A 16,093-nucleotide genomic window follows, 5' to 3' on the forward strand; every position below is an offset into this window, starting at 1 on the left:
GGTCGCTTCGAGCACCGTCGAAAAGCGGGCCGGGGACGAACTCCAAGGTGCTCACGGCGGTCACTGAAGTTGTCGGCTGGGCGGCCGATCGGGTGTGTTGACTGGGAGGAAATATGAGGAGATTCGCTGTCGGCGCAGGAGCGCTCATCCTGGCGGTCGCCGGGGTGAGCGCTGGACCGGCGAGTGCTGAGCCGGGCGCTCGGAAGCCGGCGCAGGCTTGTGAGTACGTGAAGTTGCCGTTGCCTGAGGACGCGCCGGTGCCGTCGGCGAGTCAGGTGTGGGGTGCGGATGACACCGGCCGGCATGTCGTCGGGCGGGTGAGGCATTCCGACGGGTACGCGCGGCCGGTGTTGTGGACCGATGGCAAACCGGCGTGGCTGATCCCGGACAAGGAGCGGGCAAGCTCGATCGCGGACTCCGTCACGAATGACGGCCGGGTGGTCGGGATGACTCAGCAGGATGACGGCACGTGGACGCACTGGATCTACCAGGCTGGTGAGTATGTGCCGTTGCCCGAGCCCGCCGGCCTGATCGACGTACGGCTCACTGCGATCAACAATCGCGGCGACATCGTTGGCTACGGGTGGGACTCGGTGGTCGGTGACTGGGCGCCGATCGTCAAGCCGGCTGGCGAGCAGTGGCGCCGGCTGCCGGTGAAGGAGGGCGGGGGAGATGTTGTGGACATCTCCGACAGCGGGGTCGTGATCGGGCGGAGGACGGAGCGCGGCGTACCGAAGGCGGGGGTGGTGTGGAAGTCGTGGACCGACCTGCCGTTGCAGCTGCCCGCCAAGGAGCGGGACCATGCGGAGGTCCTTGAGATCCGCGGTCAGTGGATCGCGGGCTATGAGATCACCAATACCATCTGGGACTTCACCGGTCTGCGCTGGACCGCTGACGGAGTAGGCGTGGTGAGCTACGACCAAGGTGCCTACTCGGTGAACACCAGTGGCGATGTCGCCACGCAGTCCACCAATGCCGAGCCGGGGTCGAAGGTGGTGCGGGCGGACGGCAGCGAGATCACCTTCCCGGTCGAGACCGACCTGCGCTACGTGTTCAACCGCGGCGGTCAGTACGTCGCGGCCGGCGTACTGGGCAGTGGAGCGAACACGGTGGCTGTTCTTTGGACCGGCTGCAGCTGACGACTACCTACCCGGGTTGGCCGCGGAGAGGTTGGCCCGGGTAGGCGTCGGGGTCAAGGGCGCCGTTGCGTACTACGGAAACGCCGGCGACCAGGAGTTCGCGGACACCCGATGACGGGCGGGCGGAGTCGGCGTACGTCGCGTTGTCGGTGACGGCATCCGGATCCAGTACGACGATGTCGGCGTCGGCCCCGATGCCGAGGTGACCCTTGCGGCGGGCGTCGGGGGCGATGTCGTCGAGGACCCGGGCCGGCAGGTAGGAGCAGCGCCGGAAAGCTTCCGGCCAACTCCATAGGCCGGTCTCCCGAACCAGTTGGCGCAGCGACTTTGCGAAGGTGCCCGCTGTTCGGGGATGGGTCGTGGCGCCAGGTGGGAGCGGCCACGCGCGGGTGTCGGTGGAGCCGTCGGGCCAGGACAAAGGCATTGCGTCGCTGGCGACGATGGAGTCGGGGAAGATCAGGCCGCGCTGCAACAGCTCGCGATCGGCGGTGTCGTCCTCGTCCAGGAAGTGCACGATGCACAGCGCACCAGGGTCGCTCGCCCGGAGCTCGCGCAGACGGCCGAGATCGGCGATGCGTTCGCCGGAGTTCACCATCACGATGTCCGTCGGCGTCAGACCCATCACGGCGATCCGGTCCGGCGCGAGGAACGACGCGCCGATGCCGGTACTGCCTGCGCCGTAGGGATACGCCTCGACGGTCAGCGGAGCGCCCAGCGAGCGCGCGTTGTCCAGCCTTGCGAGCACTTGGTCGAGGTGGCGGCGCGAGGTGCTGTTGACGTGACAGTGGTGCATGGCGGCGCCGGTCTCCTCGGCCGCGCGGATGAGCTCCGTTGATCCGTCGATCGGCGTGGTCGGATCGGCTTCCGCGATCTCGCGCACATGGGTGAACGCGGGCGCTCCCGCCTTGGCCGCCAGATGCGCGAGAGCGAGAAACTCAGCTGGGTCCGAACGCGGTGCATAGCCCATCAGTACGCCGATGCCGAGCGCGCCGGCCGCCAACTCGCCATCGAGCAGTTCGAGCCACCTCGCGAGTTCCCGCGGCGTCGACGACCGTTGCCAGCGAGGGTCTCCCAGCAACGCCAGCTGGGTGTTCATGTCCGCGTCGGGCTCGACTCCAGCCAAGACCTGTCCGCGGGCAAACGCCCACGATGCCGAGAAGCCGTAGTTGAGTGGTCGGCCGGCGTTGGCGGCTTCGTCGTACGCGCGCTGGAGTGGCATCACCCCGGCTTCGAGATCGAGCGCGGTGGTCACGCCGTCGAGCGCCTGGAGTCGCTGACCGGCGATCGAATGCACGTGACTGTGCAGATCGACGAAACCAGGTCCGACGATCAGGCCCCGTACGTCGATGACCGTCGCCTCACCGGCCTGGGTGATGGACTCGGACAACGCGGTGACCCGGCCGCGACTGATGCCGACGTCCAGGATCGCGTCCGTGCCGGTACCGGGATCGATCACCCGGCCGCCGCGCAGAATGGTGTCCACCAAAGACCTCCGTCACTGGGATTCGACGATCGTGGCGCAGCACGACCACCGCGGTCATCGTCGCGCCGCACCACATTCGCCCTCGGATCTGTCGCATTCACCAAATGTGGCGGCTACAACTCAGCATCTCCTTGATTCGCCATCGCGCGGTAGAGGAGGAACGAGAGCGCGAGAAGGATGAGGCCGGCGAGCGGTGCCTGCGCGAGCGATGCGGATGCGCCCCAGGTGTCGGCGGCGTGTCCCGCGAGCGAAGCTGCCAGGGCCGAACCGGCCGCGCTGGCCGAGTTGTTCCAGGTGAAGGCCTGGGTGAGGACTGCGGGGCGGACCGTCTTCTCGGTCAGCACGTTCAGCAGGACAAGGATCGGCGGTACTGCGGCTTCCGCGGCGACGACGGCCACGCCGAGCCAGAGTGCGGAGGGCGCGAGGGGGAGCAGCAGGCTGGCGCCGGTCAGGTAGGTGGTGGCGATGACGAGTTGCCGCTGCGCCGGGGTGGTGCGCCGCCGCAGGCCGTAGTACCAGCCGGAGAGCAGGCCGGTGAGGCTGGCGGCGGCGATGATCGGAGCTGCTGCAACTGGGATGTCGTGGCTGATTGCGAAGGCTGAGACGGAGACACCCATCGTTCCGAAGTACAGGCCGATGGCGACGTTGAGCAGGGCCAGGATGAGGAAGGTCGGCTGGAGTAGCGAGGAGCGTTCGCCACGGGCGCTGCCACGCTCAGGCTTTGGCGCTGTCTGGTGTTGGGCGGCTAGTGCTGCGCCTCCGCCGAGGATCAGGGCCGCGGCCATGGCGGTGGCCAGGGTGGTGTTGCCGCTGGCGCCGAGGGCGGTGACCAGGACAGGGCCGAGGAGGAAGGCGGTGGCGTTGGCTAGTGATTCGAGGGAGAAGGCGCTGGGGAGTTCGTCGGCGCGGTCGCTGCGTAGTAGGTGAGCCCAGCGGGCCGCGGAGAGGGCACCGAGTTGAGGGACGGCTGCGCCGGCGCAGGCGGCGGCGACGATCGCTGTGACCTGAGTGGTGGAGGCCAGGACGCCGGCGACGGCTGTGCCGTGGGCTAGGAGGCAGAACGGTAGTACTCGGGTCTGGCCGAAGCGGTCGATCAGGCGGGCCGACTGTGGGCCGATGAGAGCTTCAGCTAGAGCGAAGCCGGCAGTGGCGAGGCCTGCTGTGGTGTAGGAGCCGGTGCGGGCGTGCAGCAGCCAGACCAGGCCGAGGCCTGTCATGGCGATGCCGACACGGCCGACGGCTGCGGTCAGGAAGAAGGCGGCGGCTCCCGGAGTACGCAGTACGGAACGGTAGCCGGTGGTGGCTGGAGGCACGAGTGTCCTTCGTCTCCGCCCAGCGGGGCGAGCCACCCGGAGTCGCCGGCGCCTGTACTACGGAAGGTGCGACCCGTGGCCCGCCAGGGGACATCCAGAACTGCGGCAAGACGGGACACGCGCCCTCACCGCCGCCCCCAACACCGAGCGGAACAATCCATCAAACCCAGGCCAAGGCGGACCCGAGCAACTGCAGCGACCCTAACACCAGGCGCTTAGGACTCCAGGGCGTTGGTGAGGAGGGTTATCAGGGCTTCTAGTTGGAGGTCGGCGGAGGAGGTTACTTCTTCGTCGGAGCCGTCGAGGGCTCGGGCGGCCAGGCCGGCCTTGGTGTCGATCAGGTCGGCGATCCGGGTGTCGATGGTCTGCGCCGCGATGATGCGCCAGGCCGTGACGGGTTCTTCCTGGCCGATCCGGTGCACCCGGTCGATGGCCTGGGTCTGCTCGGCGTTGGTCCAGGACAGCTCGGCCAGGACGACGTTCGAGGAGACCTGCAGGTTGAGGCCGACGCCGGCGGTCAGCAGCGAGCAGACCGCGATGGAGACCTCGGGATCGTTGACGAAGGCGTCGATGTTCTGCTGGCGCTTCTTCGGGGTCTGGTCGCCGCGGATCGAGGCGAACCGGATGCCGCGCTCGGTGAACAGCTCCTCGGCGGTGTCCATCACCTCGATGTGCCGGGCGAAGAAGACCACCTTGCCGACGTTGTGCGCGAGCTGCGCGGCGTAGTCGGCGGCCAGCCCGGCCTTCGCCTGACCGATCCGGCGGACCAGGCTGAAGATGTTGTCACCGGTCTTCGCCTTGGCCTGTTCGCTGCGTTCCCACCCGGCCACCTGGCGGACCAGGTCGTGGTCGATGCCTTCGACCGTGACACCGGAGCTGCGGGTGGCGAGCGCGGTCTCGTACCGCGCGACGAGGCGGTCGGCCAGTTCGCGTTCGGCGGCCCGGATCGAGCGGCCGACGGCGCCGTCGAGCTCGACCGGCAGGTCGGCGATCCGGCGGGCCGGGATGTCGGTGGCGACGTCGACCTTGCGGCGGCGCACGATGCCCATGTCGATCACGCAGGACCGGGCGGCCGCGTAGAAGCCGGGGTCGGCCGGGGTCAGGTCGGTCTCGTCGAGCTTGGCCAGTAGCTCGGCGCGCGGTGCCTTCTCGTCGATCCAGCCGAGGTACTGCCAGATCGCCTTGAAGTCCTCGATGTCGTTGATCAGCGGCGTACCGGTCAGCGCCATCAGCAGCGGACGCAGGGTCCGCTGCTGGATCCGCTCGGACAGTTGCAGCACGTTGCGGGAGCGCTGCGACTTCTTGTTCTTGATGAAGTGCGCCTCGTCGACCACCATGCCGCGCAGGCCGAGGTCGCCGAGCCAGCCGACGTGCCGGTCGAGCACCTCGTAGTTGACGATGACGATGTCGGCGAAGCCGTCGATCGTGTCGCCGTCACCCTGGATCACGGTCGCGACCCGCTTCGGCGTCCAGATCCCGGCCTCGCGGGCCCAGTTGGTCTTGACGACGTTCGGTACGACGACCAGTAGCGGGTACGCGTTCGCCGCCTGCGCAGCGAGCAGTGCCTGCGCCGTCTTGCCCAGACCGGGCTCGTCGGCCAGCAGGAAGGTTCGGTGCCCGGCCGCGGCGGCTGCGACGAGTTGCGCCTGGTGCGGCATCAGCTCCCGGCCGCCGGGTAGTTGCAGGGAGTCCGGCTCGGGTAGTGACTTGCTCGCCGAAGCGGCGGCGTACTCGAAGGACTTGAGCAGCGGCCCGATGAGTTCCCAGCCGGACAGGCGGCGTACCTGCGGAGGGCGGGGGATGGCAGCGGCCGCGCTGAAGTCCGGCGCGAGGAAGGGGTTGGCGAGCTGCCGTGAGACGACCGACTGCGGCACGACCTGCCGTGGCGGCGGGGCGGCCGTCGTCGTCGTTTCAGTGACTGTGGGCTCGACCTGGGCCGGCTCCTCACCGGCGGCACGCAGCATCTCGCGCTTGAGCGCGGCAGCGCTCTCGGAGACGACAGCGTCCTCGGCGAGTAGCGCGAGCAGGGACGGCTCGAGCGCGGCGCTCTTGGCGAGGATGGTGGCGAGACCGTCGAGGCGGCGCAGCTGGGTGGTCCGGTAGGCCTCGGTCGCCTTGCTGTCGGCGTTGACGCGGGCCCGCTCCTCGCGGACCAGCAGCGCGACGACCTGGAACTTGGTGCGGACCGACGGCTGCACGTTCGAGCGCTCGACGGCTGCCTCGATCTCGCGGACCGCGCGGGCGAGCACCGGGATGATCCCCTCGGCATCCTTGGCAGGACGCCGGCGGTTCGGAGCAGCAGTACGCCGGGCGCCGGGCTGGCGCTGGCCTCGTCGGGCCAAACTTTCCTCCTCAAAACTGCCACGGCGTGTTTGCCGTGGCGGTACGGCGGCACCGCACGCCCTCGCGTGGCCGGCAAGACGTCGCGGCAGGTGGTCCGGGCCGGCCGATCGGCTAGGCGGCTCGGGTTCACCGCTGCTGCGAGCGGTCGAGACATCGGTTCCGGCGGGGCTGGCTGCCGGCCAACGATGGTCGGTACCGGTCGGCGAGCGCAGCCGTTACGAGGTGATCGGCGTCGCCTGAGGCGTCGCCGAGGTTCGGTGCTGACACCAATCGTAGCCGCACTCGGGTCAGCACAACATTCCGGGCCACCGATTTCCTGCCGGACCGCCGAAAGCCGCTTGCATCCGACGGAGGGGTCTCGGACACAAGCGGCTCGGAGTGAGCCGACCCCGGGTCGGGCGACTCGGGGTCGGCGCAGCTAGGCGGCTGGAGGTCAGGCGGCTCGGGGGTGGGTGGTGTGGCGGCGGCGGGTGGTGATGGTGCTGACGGTTAGGGCGACGGCGATCAGGGTGCCGCCGGCTGCCAGGAGCAGCCAGGGGCTTTCTCCAGGGCTGCTTTCTCCTGAGGTGGAGGTGCTGGCGGTCACGTCGTAGCCGCCGGCGGCGCCGTTCTCGTTGTAGGCGCTGTCAGCCTGCTTGTCGGCGTACCGGGCGTGGACCAGTTGGCCATAGGTCTTGAGAGTGATCGGGCTGCTACCGATCGCCGCGATCGCCTCCGGGTTGAGGGCACGCAGCGTGTTGCCGGTGACGGCGTACCAGGCCCCGAGCTGCGGCTCGGTGAGCAGCCTGGCACCCCGCGCCGACGCGGCCAGCTTCGCCTCGGTGTTGCCCGTGGCAACGTTCACCGGGTGCCAGGCGCCGGCCTGGTCAGGCGCGGTGAAGACGGTCAGCTGGGTGCTGCCCTTCGCGGCCGGGGTGGCGACGTACCAGAGGGTGCCGACGTCGCCGGTCCTGGTGCGGACGAAGTCGGCGCTCAGCGCGTACACCGGGATGGTGTCCTGCTGGACGGCAAGCTTCGAGCCGGCCGCGCTCTTGGCGGTCGCGGTGCGCTGGGCGACCTTGTTCAGCAGTTGGGCCGCTTCGGTCGAGTGGGCGGCGGACCTGGCCGCGGCGAGGTCGGGACCGGGGCCGGCCGCTGCAGACGCGACTGTCGCGGCGCCCGAGAAGGCGAGGAAGGTGCCGACCAGGCCGGCCGCCGTACGCAGTACGAGCTGCTTCAGGGGCTTCATGGCTCAGGCTCCGATCCGGTAGAGCGAGTGCGTCCAGGAGAACTGGGTGTTGTTCCGGTACCAGTTGTAGGTCGAGTAGTTGTACCGGGGATTGCTGCCCCACGGGTCGTAGTACTCGATCGTGGAGTCGGCGGAGTCGTAGCCGATGATGTCCATCATGTGACCGCCGCCGGACTTCCAGCCGATCCGGGTCATCACCGGGCGGCTGGCGTTGATCTCGGTGACCAGGCCGCTGAAGCTGAGCGTGCCGCTGATGTAGCTGCCGGCGCTGATGCCGATCGCCCGGAACGCGCGCTGGTCGTTGCCCAGGGTCGCCTGGTCGTTCGGGCAGGTGGCGTTCATGCTGTAGCCGAAGGCCAGGTTGCAGAACTGGTTCTGCGAGTAGTTGTAGCCGTAGTACGCCGCGATGCTGTTGCCGGTGGCGGCCCAGCACCAGTTGGACTTCTGCTGCGCCTGACCGGTGACGTTCAGGTAGCGGCTGGCAAGGACGGTCTCGGTGACCGGCGCCGGGGCGTTGACGGTGGCGGTCGCGGACGCGGCCGGCGCGAGGGACAGCAGCATGGCCGTGCTCACGATGGTTGCCGCGAGCCACGACGTGGTCCGGGGTGTTCTGACCCTCCTCATGGGGGCCTCCTTCACTGGGGCGGTGAGGGCACTCATCGTGATCACCCGCTCACGCCAGGACAAGCACTCGCTCGATCGCCGAACGGCCGCTGTGAACGGCCGCCGCCGGGTGAACGGCGGAAGGCCGGCGGCTGCCGGGCGGAGGTGTGAACGTTTACACTGACGCCGACCTGGCTCGGCGAGGGAGCGGACGATGACGCAAGCGCGGACCCACGTGCCCGACGTCGGCCCGGAGGCGCCGTTCGCCGACGCGCTCAGAGCGGCGATCGCGCACCGCGGGCTGGCCCTGAACCGGATCCAGGCCCGGCTCGCCGACCGTGGCCTCCACGTCGGGGTGGCCACGCTCAGCACCTGGCAGAACGGCAGCCGGCATCCCCGAACCGGATCACTCGCGGTCGTCACCGCACTGGAAGAACTGTTGGACCTGCCGACCGGCTGGCTCGCGGTCCGCATCCCGCCCGCTGTCGAGGCACCCACCCGCCCGTACGCCGTGGTCGCGAACGCGTCGACTCTCACCCGGCTGCTGGACGAGGTACGCCGGGATGCCCACGGCCGGCTGCGCAGCGTCACAGTGGTGGAGGAGATCGTCATCGGGGCGGACCACAGCCTGACCGCGAAGCGGGTGATCCAGACGATGGTGGCGGTCCGCGAGGCCGACCGCCAGATCGTGGTCCACCAGGGCGAGCCCGGCTCGGATGCGGCCAAGATCGTGCCGCGCGGCCTGACCGGCTGCCGGACCGGTCGAGTCGCTCGCGATCCCGAGGGCGGCGCGGTACTCGGCGAACTGCTGCTCGATCGCACCCTGACCGTCGGAGACACCGCGGTCGTCCACTACGAGATCGCCGACCTCAACGGCTTCCCGTCGACGCAGTACTTCCGCTTCCACGAATGGGCCGGCACTCATCACGTCCTGGAGATCCAGTTCCACCGGGAGGCGATGCCGGTCCGGGTCACCGAGTTCCGCCGGCACCACTCGGGTGGGCCCGACGTACTGCGCCGTGAGTTGATGATGACGCCCGACGGCCGGGTCCACGTCGTCGTACCGGCGGCTCCTCGTGGCGTGATCGGGATCGACTGGGAATGGGACTAGTTGCAGGAACCTGCAACTGGGTGGCGGCCGTTCCAGCCGGCGGCGCCGATAGGCTCCGGGCATCGAGGTGAGTCGTTGCGGCTATTCGACAGGCCGTGCGCGGCTCGCCTTTGATTGGGGTAGGGCTGGGGGATGTGGGGCGGGCGGTCACATTTCTGCGCAGCCGTTCGTCTTCGTGAGGAGCTTTGGTGAGGCTAGTAAGACCTGTCGTACTTTCCGCTGCTGTTGCGCTGGTCGGGGGACTGCTGGGCGGGGCGGCCGCCGACGGCGCCACCGACCAGACCATCTCGTACCACGGGTACCAGGTGACCGTCCCGGCCAGCTGGCCGGTGGTGGACCTGGCCAAGAACCCGACCGCCTGTGTGCGTTTCGACCGTCCAGCCGTCTACCTGGGCCGCAGTACCGGCCAGGCTGACTGTCCCGCGCGCCTCATCGGCGGCAGCGAAGGGCTGGTGCTCGAGCCGCTGACCAAGGCCGCCAAGTCCACCGAGGGCGCGCTGCAGGTCGCAGTCGAGGACGCAGGCGTTCTCGCCACGGCGTACTACCCAGTCGGCGCGGAGCAGACGGCCCGCAAGCTCCTGAGCACCGGCCGCGTGACTTCGAAGTCGCAGTCGGCTCGAGTGGCGCCGCAGGCAGTCGCGGCCGCGCCGTCGATCGTGGCCACCGGCTCTATCGCCGCGCCTGGCTTCGACAAGTGTGAGGCGCCGACACAGGCTGAGGTGGACGCGTGGCTGTACCCGGCGTCGCCGTACAAGGCCGTCGGCATCTACACCAGTGGCGCTAGCCGGGGATGCAAGACCCAGGCGAACCTGACGCCTGACTGGGTTGCCACGAACGCGGCCAAGGGCTGGCAGTTCCTCCTGATCGACGTAGGCCTGCAGCCACCGTGCACGACGTACACGAACCTGATGTCTTCGGTTCCCGCGACCGCGCGGGCGCAGGGCCGCAACGCAGCCATCAACGCGGTAGCCGCGGCGCAGGCACTCGGCTTCGCCCAGCGAAGCGCCATCTACAGCGACATCGAGTACTACGTGTCGACCGCCTCCTGCAGGGCCGCCGTCGTGTCGTACCTGAGCGGCTGGACCGAGGAGCTCAACGCGCGGGGCTACGTCGGTGGCGCCTACGTCAACGCTTCGTCCGGTGGCGCGGACCTCGTGGCCGAGTACAACAACACGGCTTACAAGCGCCCGGACAACCTGTGGTTCGCGCACTACAACACGACGCCTGGCAGTAGCCGGTTCATCCCGGACACCTACTGGCCGAACCATCAACGCGTTCACCAGCACGCCGGTGACGTCACGGAGACGCACGGCGGTGTGACGATGGACATTGACCGCAACGCGCTCAACCTGACGGCACCGCCAGCCCCTGTCACGGGGTTCGACGCCACTGGCGCAACCGGGACGGCCGCACTGAAGTGGACCATCCCGGCCGGTACCAAGCTCGGACAGGTCATCGTCCGCCGGAACACCGGCGCCACCCCGCCGGCTTCACCGACACTCGGTACTGCGGTGTACGCGGGTACCGGCAGCGTGGCGACCGCCACTGGGCTGGCCAACGCGGTCAGCTACAGCTTCCGCGCCTGGGTGAAGGACAACTACGGCAAGGTCGGCCCGGCGGCGGACACCTACTTGGCTGGTACCAACGTCAGCATCGGGGCCAGCCCGACCTCGATCATGTACACCGGCTCAGTGACGCTGAGCAGCCGTGCCACTCGCCGGGACAATGGCGGCTACCTGTCCGGCGTACCGGTGACTCTGTATGCGAAGGCCGTTACCGCGTCGAAGTGGCAGGCGGTCGCGACGGTGACGTCGTCGAGCACCGGCATCGTGAGCTCGGTCCAGAAGCCGGCCGTCTCGACGTACTACATGTGGGGCTACAACGGCTCGGGTGACCTGCTCGGCTCGCGCAGCGCGGCCACCTTGGTGCCGGTCCGCCCGGCCATGTCGGGGTACCTGCCGGCCACGCTCAAGTTGGGTGCGACGGCGTTGCTGTACGGCTACCTCAATCCGCCGCACGCCGGTACGACCGCGTACCTGCAGCGCAAATCCGGTACGAGCTGGGTCGGGGTGACCTCGGTCAAGCTGGCCACGAACGGGAAGTTCGCGTTCGCCATCAAGCCGACCGTTCGCGGGACCTACACGTACCGGGTGGTCTGGTTCGCCGACGCCGATCACGCGGGAACGCAGACCCCGTCCAAGGTGATGACCGTCAGCTGACCTCGTCGATCCTCCGCCGGAGAAAAGCGCGCTCGGGCTCCGTGATCGCCTTCGTGAGGGCGTCGCGGTAAGCCTGGGCGGCTTCGGGATAGCGGCCGGCCCGGCGGAGGAGATCGGCCCGGGTGGCCGGCAGCAGGTGGTACTCCGTCAAGGTGCCGGAGGCAACCAGTTCGTCGACCAGCAGCAGGCCGGCGGCCGGCCCTTCGGCCATCCCGATCGCGACCGCTTGGTTGAGGCGAACCACCGGCGAAGGCACATAGCGCGCCAGTTGGTTGTAGAGGCCGGCGATCTGTGGCCAGTCGGTGTCGGCGGTGGATTGTGCGGTGGCATGACAGGCGGCGATGGCGGCCTGGATCTGGTAGGCGCCGGGCTCGCGCCGCCGGAGCGCGGTCTCGAGGATTTCGATGCCTTCGGCAATCATCGGCGCGTTCCAGCGCGTCCGGTCCTGTTCCTCCAAAGGGATCAGGATGCCTTCGGCGTCCTGCCGGGTGTCGCTGCGCGCGTCGTGCAGCAGCATCAACGCGAGCAGGCCGGACACCTCGGGTTCGTCCGGCATCAGGTGGGCGAGCACCCGGGTCAAGCGGATCGCTTCGGCGCTGAGGCTTCGGCGTATGAGGTCTGCTCCGGTCGTTGCGGTGTAGCCCTCGTTGAAGAGCAGGTAGAGCACGGCCAGTACGGCGGGAGTCCGTTCGGGCAGCAGATGCGCCGGCGGCACGCGGTACGGGATGGCCGCGTTCCGGATTTTCTGCTTGGCCCGGGCGATCCGTTTCTGCATCGTCTGCTCGGAGACCAGGAACGCCCGGGCGATCTCTCCGGTGCCGAGCCCGGCGAGCGTTCGCAGGGTGAGCGCGACCCGCGCCTCGATCGCCAGCGCCGGGTGACAACACGTGAACATCAACCGCAACCGCTCGTCCGGCACGTCGTCGGAGTCAGCCGGAGACACCTGTACTACGTCGTCGACCATCGCAGCCACCTCTCGTAACTTCGCGGCGCCGACCGCCTCGCGACGCAGCCGGTCGATGGCGCGGTTGCGGGCAGTCGTGGTCAGCCACGCGCCGGGACGGTTCGGGATGCCGTCGCGCGGCCAGCGCTCCAACGCGGTGGCGAACGCATCCTGGGCGCATTCCTCGGCCAGATCCCAGTCGCCGGTGACCCGGATCAGCAGCGCGACGACCTGGCCCCACTCTTCCCGGAACGCCTGGCCGACGGCCTCCTCGACCGGATCCGACGGGACCACCTCAGTGGACGCCCGCCGGTGGGCCGTCGATGACCGGGCGGATCTCGATCGTGCCGTACCCGGCGGCCGGGTGTTTCGCCGCGATCTCGATCGCCTCGTCCAGGTCGGCGCACTCGATCAGCACGAAGCCGCCGATCATCTCCTTGGTCTCGGCGAACGGGCCGTCGGTCAGCAGCAGGTTGTCGTCCCGCACGCGCACGGTGGTCGCGTCGGTGGGCGGTGCGAGCCCGGCGCCGCCCCGCACGACACCTCGCTGCTCCATCTCCTCGGACCAGCCGCCGCAGCCGTCGTTGGCGTGCTCCGCGGCAGACTCGTCGCCGCAGATCATCAGCAGATACTTCATCAGATCGCCTCCTTCACCTGACCGACGAACGGGATCATCCCGAACGGACAGGGTCGCAGCTTGAAATCTAGTCGAGCTGCCGGAGGATTGCGGTGAGCTGCTCCTCGGCCTGCCGTGGCGGGGGAGCGGAGACGGTGAGACTGTCCAGGACGTGGGTGTAGGTGTCGAGGTCGTCGCGTTTGTCGAGATACAGCGCGCTGGTCAGGTGCTCCAGGTAGACGACGTCGGGCAGATCCGCCTGGGGAAAGCGCAGCACGCTGAACGCGCCGGCCGTCGCCGCATGGCCGGCACTGCCCAGCGGGATGATCTGCAAGGTGACGTTGGGCCGCTGGATCGCTTGGAGCAACGCGGACAGCTGGTCGCGTAGTACCTGCGGACCGCCGATCGGACGGTGCAGCACCGACTCCTCGATCACCGCCCAGAGTCGCAGCGGGGGATCGCGGTCGAGCACGGCCTGACGGGTCTTGCGCAACGCCACGATCCGGTCGAGCTCTTCCGCCGAGCGCTCGGTGCCGGAGGTGAGCCTGGCAACGGCCCTCGTGTACTCCGGGGTCTGCAACAGGCCGGGCACGAACTGGACCTCGTAGGTGCGGATGAGATCAGCCGCCGCCTCCAGGCCGAGGTACGCGTCGAACCAGTCCGGGGTGACATCGTTGTAGCGATGCCACCAGCCGCGGTTGTTCGCATCTTTGGCCAGCTGCAGTAGCCGCTCGCGCTCGCCCGCCTGCGTCACGGAGTACAGGGTGAGCAGGTCTTCGACGTCGCGCTGCTTGAACCCGACCCGGCCGAGCTCCATCCGGCTGATCTTCGACTCGGACGCCCGGATCGCCCACCCGGCCTCGGCCCGGGTCAGCTCGGCGCGCTCCCGCAACCGCCGCAGATGCGCACCCAACATGATCCGCAACGCGGTGGGCCCCGCCTCACTCCGCCCAGCCATACCCCGATGTTACCTCATTATCGAACATATGTTCTAGCGAAGATCTCTAGCCGAATGCATGAGACATTTATTTAAATTGCTTATATAGTTTGGTGCGTGAGCCGTGAGTTGAGTGTCAGTGAGCTGAACGCCGTGATGGGGGCCTTCACCCGGATGAACATCCGGTTGCCGGCTGTGCAGCGGCTCAGTTTCACCACGTTGTCGGTGTTGCACACGTTGGCGACGACCGGGCCGCGGCGGTTGACCGAGTTGACCGCTAGTGAGCAGGTTACGCAGCCGGCTATTACGCAGATCGTCACCAAGCTGGAGCGGGACGGCCTGGTCGAGCGGCGGGCGGATCCGTCTGATGGGCGGGCGGTGTTGGTGCACATCACCGACGCGGGGGCCGCGGTGGTTGAAGGGCGGCGGGCTGAGCGGATTGCTCGGTTGGGTGAGCTTGCCGAGCGGCTCACGGCTGGTGAGCGGGCCGCGATTCAAGCCGCGCTGCCTGCTCTGCAGCGACTGGTTGAACTGCATCGAGAATCAGGAGAGCGATGAGCGACTTTCCCTTGCAAGCAACGCCGATCCACGTGCCGGACGCAGTACTCGAGGATCTCCGTCAACGCCTGGCGCTGACCCGGTGGACCGAGGACGCGGGCAACGAGGACTGGTACTACGGCGTACGGCGCGAGTATCTCCAAGAGCTCGTCGAGTACTGGCGTACCGACTACGACTGGCGCAAGGCCGAGGCGGCGATCAATGCGTATGAGCACTACCGCGTCGAGGTCGGTGGCGTACCGGTGCACTTCCTGCGCAAGGCCGGTGTCGGGCCGAACCCGGTCCCGTTGATCCTTACGCACGGCTGGCCGTGGACGTTCTGGCACTGGGCGAAGGTGATCGACCCGCTCGCCGACCCCGCGGCGTACGGCGGCGATCCGGCCGACGCGTTCGACGTGATCGTGCCGTCGTTCCCCGGTTTCGGGTTCTCCACGCCGGTCTCCGGCCGTCCGGACCTGAACTTCTGGAAGGTGGCCGACCTGTGGCACGAGTTGATGACCGAGACGCTGGGCTATCCGAAGTACGCCGCGGCCGGTTGCGATGTCGGCGCGTTGGTGACCGGGCAGCTCGGGCACAAGTACGCCGACGAGTTGTACGCGATCCACATCGGCTCCGGTCTGAAGCTCGACTTCTTCAACGGTGACCGGGCCTGGGACTTCAGTGGTGGCCGGCCGATCCCTGCCGGACTTCCGCCGGAGATCCACGCCCAGATTCTCCAACTGGACAAGCGTTTCGCGACGCACCTCGCCGTACACGTGCTGGACTCGAGCACCCTCGCGCACGGGCTGTCTGACTCACCAGCCGGGATGCTCGCCTGGATCCTGCAACGCTGGCGCAGCTGGAGCGACAACGGTGGCGACCTGGAGACGGTCTTCAGCAAGGACGACCTGCTGACGCACGCGATGATCTATTGGGTCAACAACGCGATCGGTACGTCGATCCGCACCTACGCCAACAACAACCGTTATCCGTGGACGCCGGCTCACGACCGGCAGCCGGTGATCGAGGCGCCGACCGGGATCACCTTCGTCGCGCACGAGAACCCGCCCGGCATCACCACCGAGCAACGGGTTCAGAACTTCCTGGAGAGCGACCGCGCGCCTTGGTACAACCACGTCAACCTCACCGCGCACCCGAAGGGCGGCCACTTCATCCCGTGGGAGGTCCCCGCCGAATGGACCGCAGACCTGCGCAACACCTTCCGCCCGTACCGCCCTGGCGCCTCGCGATAACGGGTCAGCTCGGGTCGTCGTCTGTGGTGCGTTGGTGTTCGGTGCCGGTGTCGAAGAAGGTGTCGAGGTACTGCTCGGGCTCGAGCGGGCTGCTCCGGATCAGGGAGTAGACCTCTGTGCCCTGGTGGATCTGGGTGACGTCGTCGCCGAGGTAGAAGCACTGGGCCAGGCCGAGGTAGGCCCAGTCGGTGTCCTCGATGTAGTCGAGGGCTTCGTTCTCCGCGAGTTCGATCGCGGTATCGAAGTCGTCGGCGCGCCACAGCGTGATGCGCTCCTCGTACGGCGAGTCGTCCGCCCGGATCCCGTTCAGCTGGAAGATGCAGCGCACGCTGTACCAGCCCATCGATCCCACCCCCTCAGCCCCGATC

Annotated in this window: 14 protein-coding genes; 5 read left to right on the forward strand and 9 right to left on the reverse strand. The window is 68.4% G+C overall.

Features of this window, described 5'->3' with window-relative positions; genetic code table 11:
* The first annotated feature begins 113 nt into the window (after positions 1-113).
* Positions 114-1,139, forward strand: coding sequence for a hypothetical protein (locus AB0F51_RS04360; RefSeq protein WP_360273799.1), 1,026 nt, complete (start codon positions 114-116; stop codon positions 1,137-1,139).
* 7 nt (positions 1,140-1,146) lie between these two features.
* Here AB0F51_RS04360 and AB0F51_RS04365 read toward each other — a convergent pair whose 3' ends face one another.
* The 5 genes from AB0F51_RS04365 to AB0F51_RS04385 form a co-directional block, all read right to left on the reverse strand.
* The gene (locus AB0F51_RS04365; protein ID WP_360273802.1) at positions 1,147-2,622 is read right to left on the reverse strand and encodes an amidohydrolase family protein; all 1,476 of its coding nucleotides are present in this window, start codon (positions 2,620-2,622) and stop codon (positions 1,147-1,149) included.
* A 113-nt stretch (positions 2,623-2,735) separates the two neighbouring features.
* A complete protein-coding gene (locus AB0F51_RS04370; RefSeq protein ID WP_360273805.1) occupies positions 2,736-3,935 on the reverse strand; it encodes an MFS transporter in 1,200 nt (399 codons plus the stop codon).
* A 215-nt stretch (positions 3,936-4,150) separates the two neighbouring features.
* Entirely contained in the window at positions 4,151-6,277 is a 2,127-nt protein-coding gene (locus AB0F51_RS04375) for a DEAD/DEAH box helicase (protein WP_360273808.1), read from the reverse strand.
* A gap of 434 nt (positions 6,278-6,711) precedes the next feature.
* The gene (locus tag AB0F51_RS04380; protein ID WP_360273811.1) at positions 6,712-7,506 is read right to left on the reverse strand and encodes a hypothetical protein; all 795 of its coding nucleotides are present in this window, start codon (positions 7,504-7,506) and stop codon (positions 6,712-6,714) included.
* A gap of 3 nt (positions 7,507-7,509) precedes the next feature.
* Positions 7,510-8,130, reverse strand: a complete 621-nt coding sequence (locus AB0F51_RS04385) for a papain-like cysteine protease family protein (RefSeq protein WP_360273814.1) — start codon at positions 8,128-8,130, stop codon at positions 7,510-7,512.
* Positions 8,131-8,323: 193 nt separating this feature from the next.
* On the opposite strand from AB0F51_RS04385, the gene AB0F51_RS04390 reads away from it, so the two are divergent.
* Both AB0F51_RS04390 and AB0F51_RS04395 read left to right on the forward strand, forming a co-directional pair.
* Positions 8,324-9,220, forward strand: a complete 897-nt coding sequence (locus AB0F51_RS04390) for a helix-turn-helix transcriptional regulator (protein WP_360273817.1) — start codon at positions 8,324-8,326, stop codon at positions 9,218-9,220.
* A gap of 188 nt (positions 9,221-9,408) precedes the next feature.
* Positions 9,409-11,439: a DUF1906 domain-containing protein gene (locus AB0F51_RS04395; RefSeq protein WP_360273820.1), complete on the forward strand. Its 2,031-nt coding sequence runs from the start codon at positions 9,409-9,411 to the stop codon at positions 11,437-11,439.
* Here the strand turns inward: AB0F51_RS04395 and AB0F51_RS04400 are convergent.
* The 3 genes from AB0F51_RS04400 to AB0F51_RS04410 all read right to left on the reverse strand — a co-directional run bounded on the left by AB0F51_RS04400 (position 11,432) and on the right by AB0F51_RS04410 (position 13,956).
* A complete protein-coding gene (locus AB0F51_RS04400; RefSeq protein WP_360273823.1) occupies positions 11,432-12,676 on the reverse strand; it encodes an RNA polymerase sigma factor in 1,245 nt (414 codons plus the stop codon). The genes AB0F51_RS04395 and AB0F51_RS04400 overlap by 8 nt on opposite strands.
* Position 12,677: 1 nt before the next feature.
* Positions 12,678-13,019, reverse strand: a complete 342-nt coding sequence (locus tag AB0F51_RS04405) for a YciI family protein (RefSeq protein ID WP_360273825.1) — start codon at positions 13,017-13,019, stop codon at positions 12,678-12,680.
* Between the two features lie 67 nt (positions 13,020-13,086).
* The gene (locus AB0F51_RS04410) at positions 13,087-13,956 is read right to left on the reverse strand and encodes a helix-turn-helix transcriptional regulator (protein WP_360273828.1); all 870 of its coding nucleotides are present in this window, start codon (positions 13,954-13,956) and stop codon (positions 13,087-13,089) included.
* 96 nt (positions 13,957-14,052) lie between these two features.
* On the opposite strand from AB0F51_RS04410, the gene AB0F51_RS04415 reads away from it, so the two are divergent.
* Entirely contained in the window at positions 14,053-14,493 is a 441-nt protein-coding gene (locus tag AB0F51_RS04415) for a MarR family transcriptional regulator (protein WP_360273830.1), read from the forward strand.
* Entirely contained in the window at positions 14,490-15,725 is a 1,236-nt protein-coding gene (locus tag AB0F51_RS04420; RefSeq protein WP_360273832.1) for an epoxide hydrolase family protein, read from the forward strand. The genes AB0F51_RS04415 and AB0F51_RS04420 overlap by 4 nt, the downstream gene beginning before the upstream one ends.
* 4 nt (positions 15,726-15,729) lie before the next feature.
* Here the strand turns inward: AB0F51_RS04420 and AB0F51_RS04425 are convergent, their stop codons facing one another.
* Entirely contained in the window at positions 15,730-16,068 is a 339-nt protein-coding gene (locus tag AB0F51_RS04425) for a DUF4288 domain-containing protein (RefSeq protein WP_360273835.1), read from the reverse strand.
* Positions 16,069-16,093: the final 25 nt, after the last annotated feature.

The organism is Kribbella sp. NPDC023855 (genome assembly GCF_040639475.1).
In the GTDB taxonomy this organism is placed as follows: Bacteria; Actinomycetota; Actinomycetes; order Propionibacteriales; family Kribbellaceae; genus Kribbella.

Bases quoted from the DNA above. Each gene is read 5' to 3' on its own strand.
- AB0F51_RS04360 (WP_360273799.1), top strand. From the start codon at position 114: ATGAGGAGATTCGCTGTCGGCGCAGGAGCGCTCATCCTGGCGGTCGCC.
- AB0F51_RS04380 (WP_360273811.1), bottom strand. From the start codon at position 7,506: ATGAAGCCCCTGAAGCAGCTCGTACTGCGTACGGCGGCCGGCCTGGTC.
- AB0F51_RS04385 (WP_360273814.1), bottom strand. From the start codon at position 8,130: ATGAGGAGGGTCAGAACACCCCGGACCACGTCGTGGCTCGCGGCAACC.
- AB0F51_RS04390 (WP_360273817.1), top strand. From the start codon at position 8,324: ATGACGCAAGCGCGGACCCACGTGCCCGACGTCGGCCCGGAGGCGCCG.
- AB0F51_RS04405 (WP_360273825.1), bottom strand. From the start codon at position 13,019: ATGAAGTATCTGCTGATGATCTGCGGCGACGAGTCTGCCGCGGAGCAC.
- AB0F51_RS04410 (WP_360273828.1), bottom strand. From the start codon at position 13,956: ATGGCTGGGCGGAGTGAGGCGGGGCCCACCGCGTTGCGGATCATGTTG.
- AB0F51_RS04420 (WP_360273832.1), top strand. From the start codon at position 14,490: ATGAGCGACTTTCCCTTGCAAGCAACGCCGATCCACGTGCCGGACGCA.
- AB0F51_RS04425 (WP_360273835.1), bottom strand. From the start codon at position 16,068: ATGGGCTGGTACAGCGTGCGCTGCATCTTCCAGCTGAACGGGATCCGG.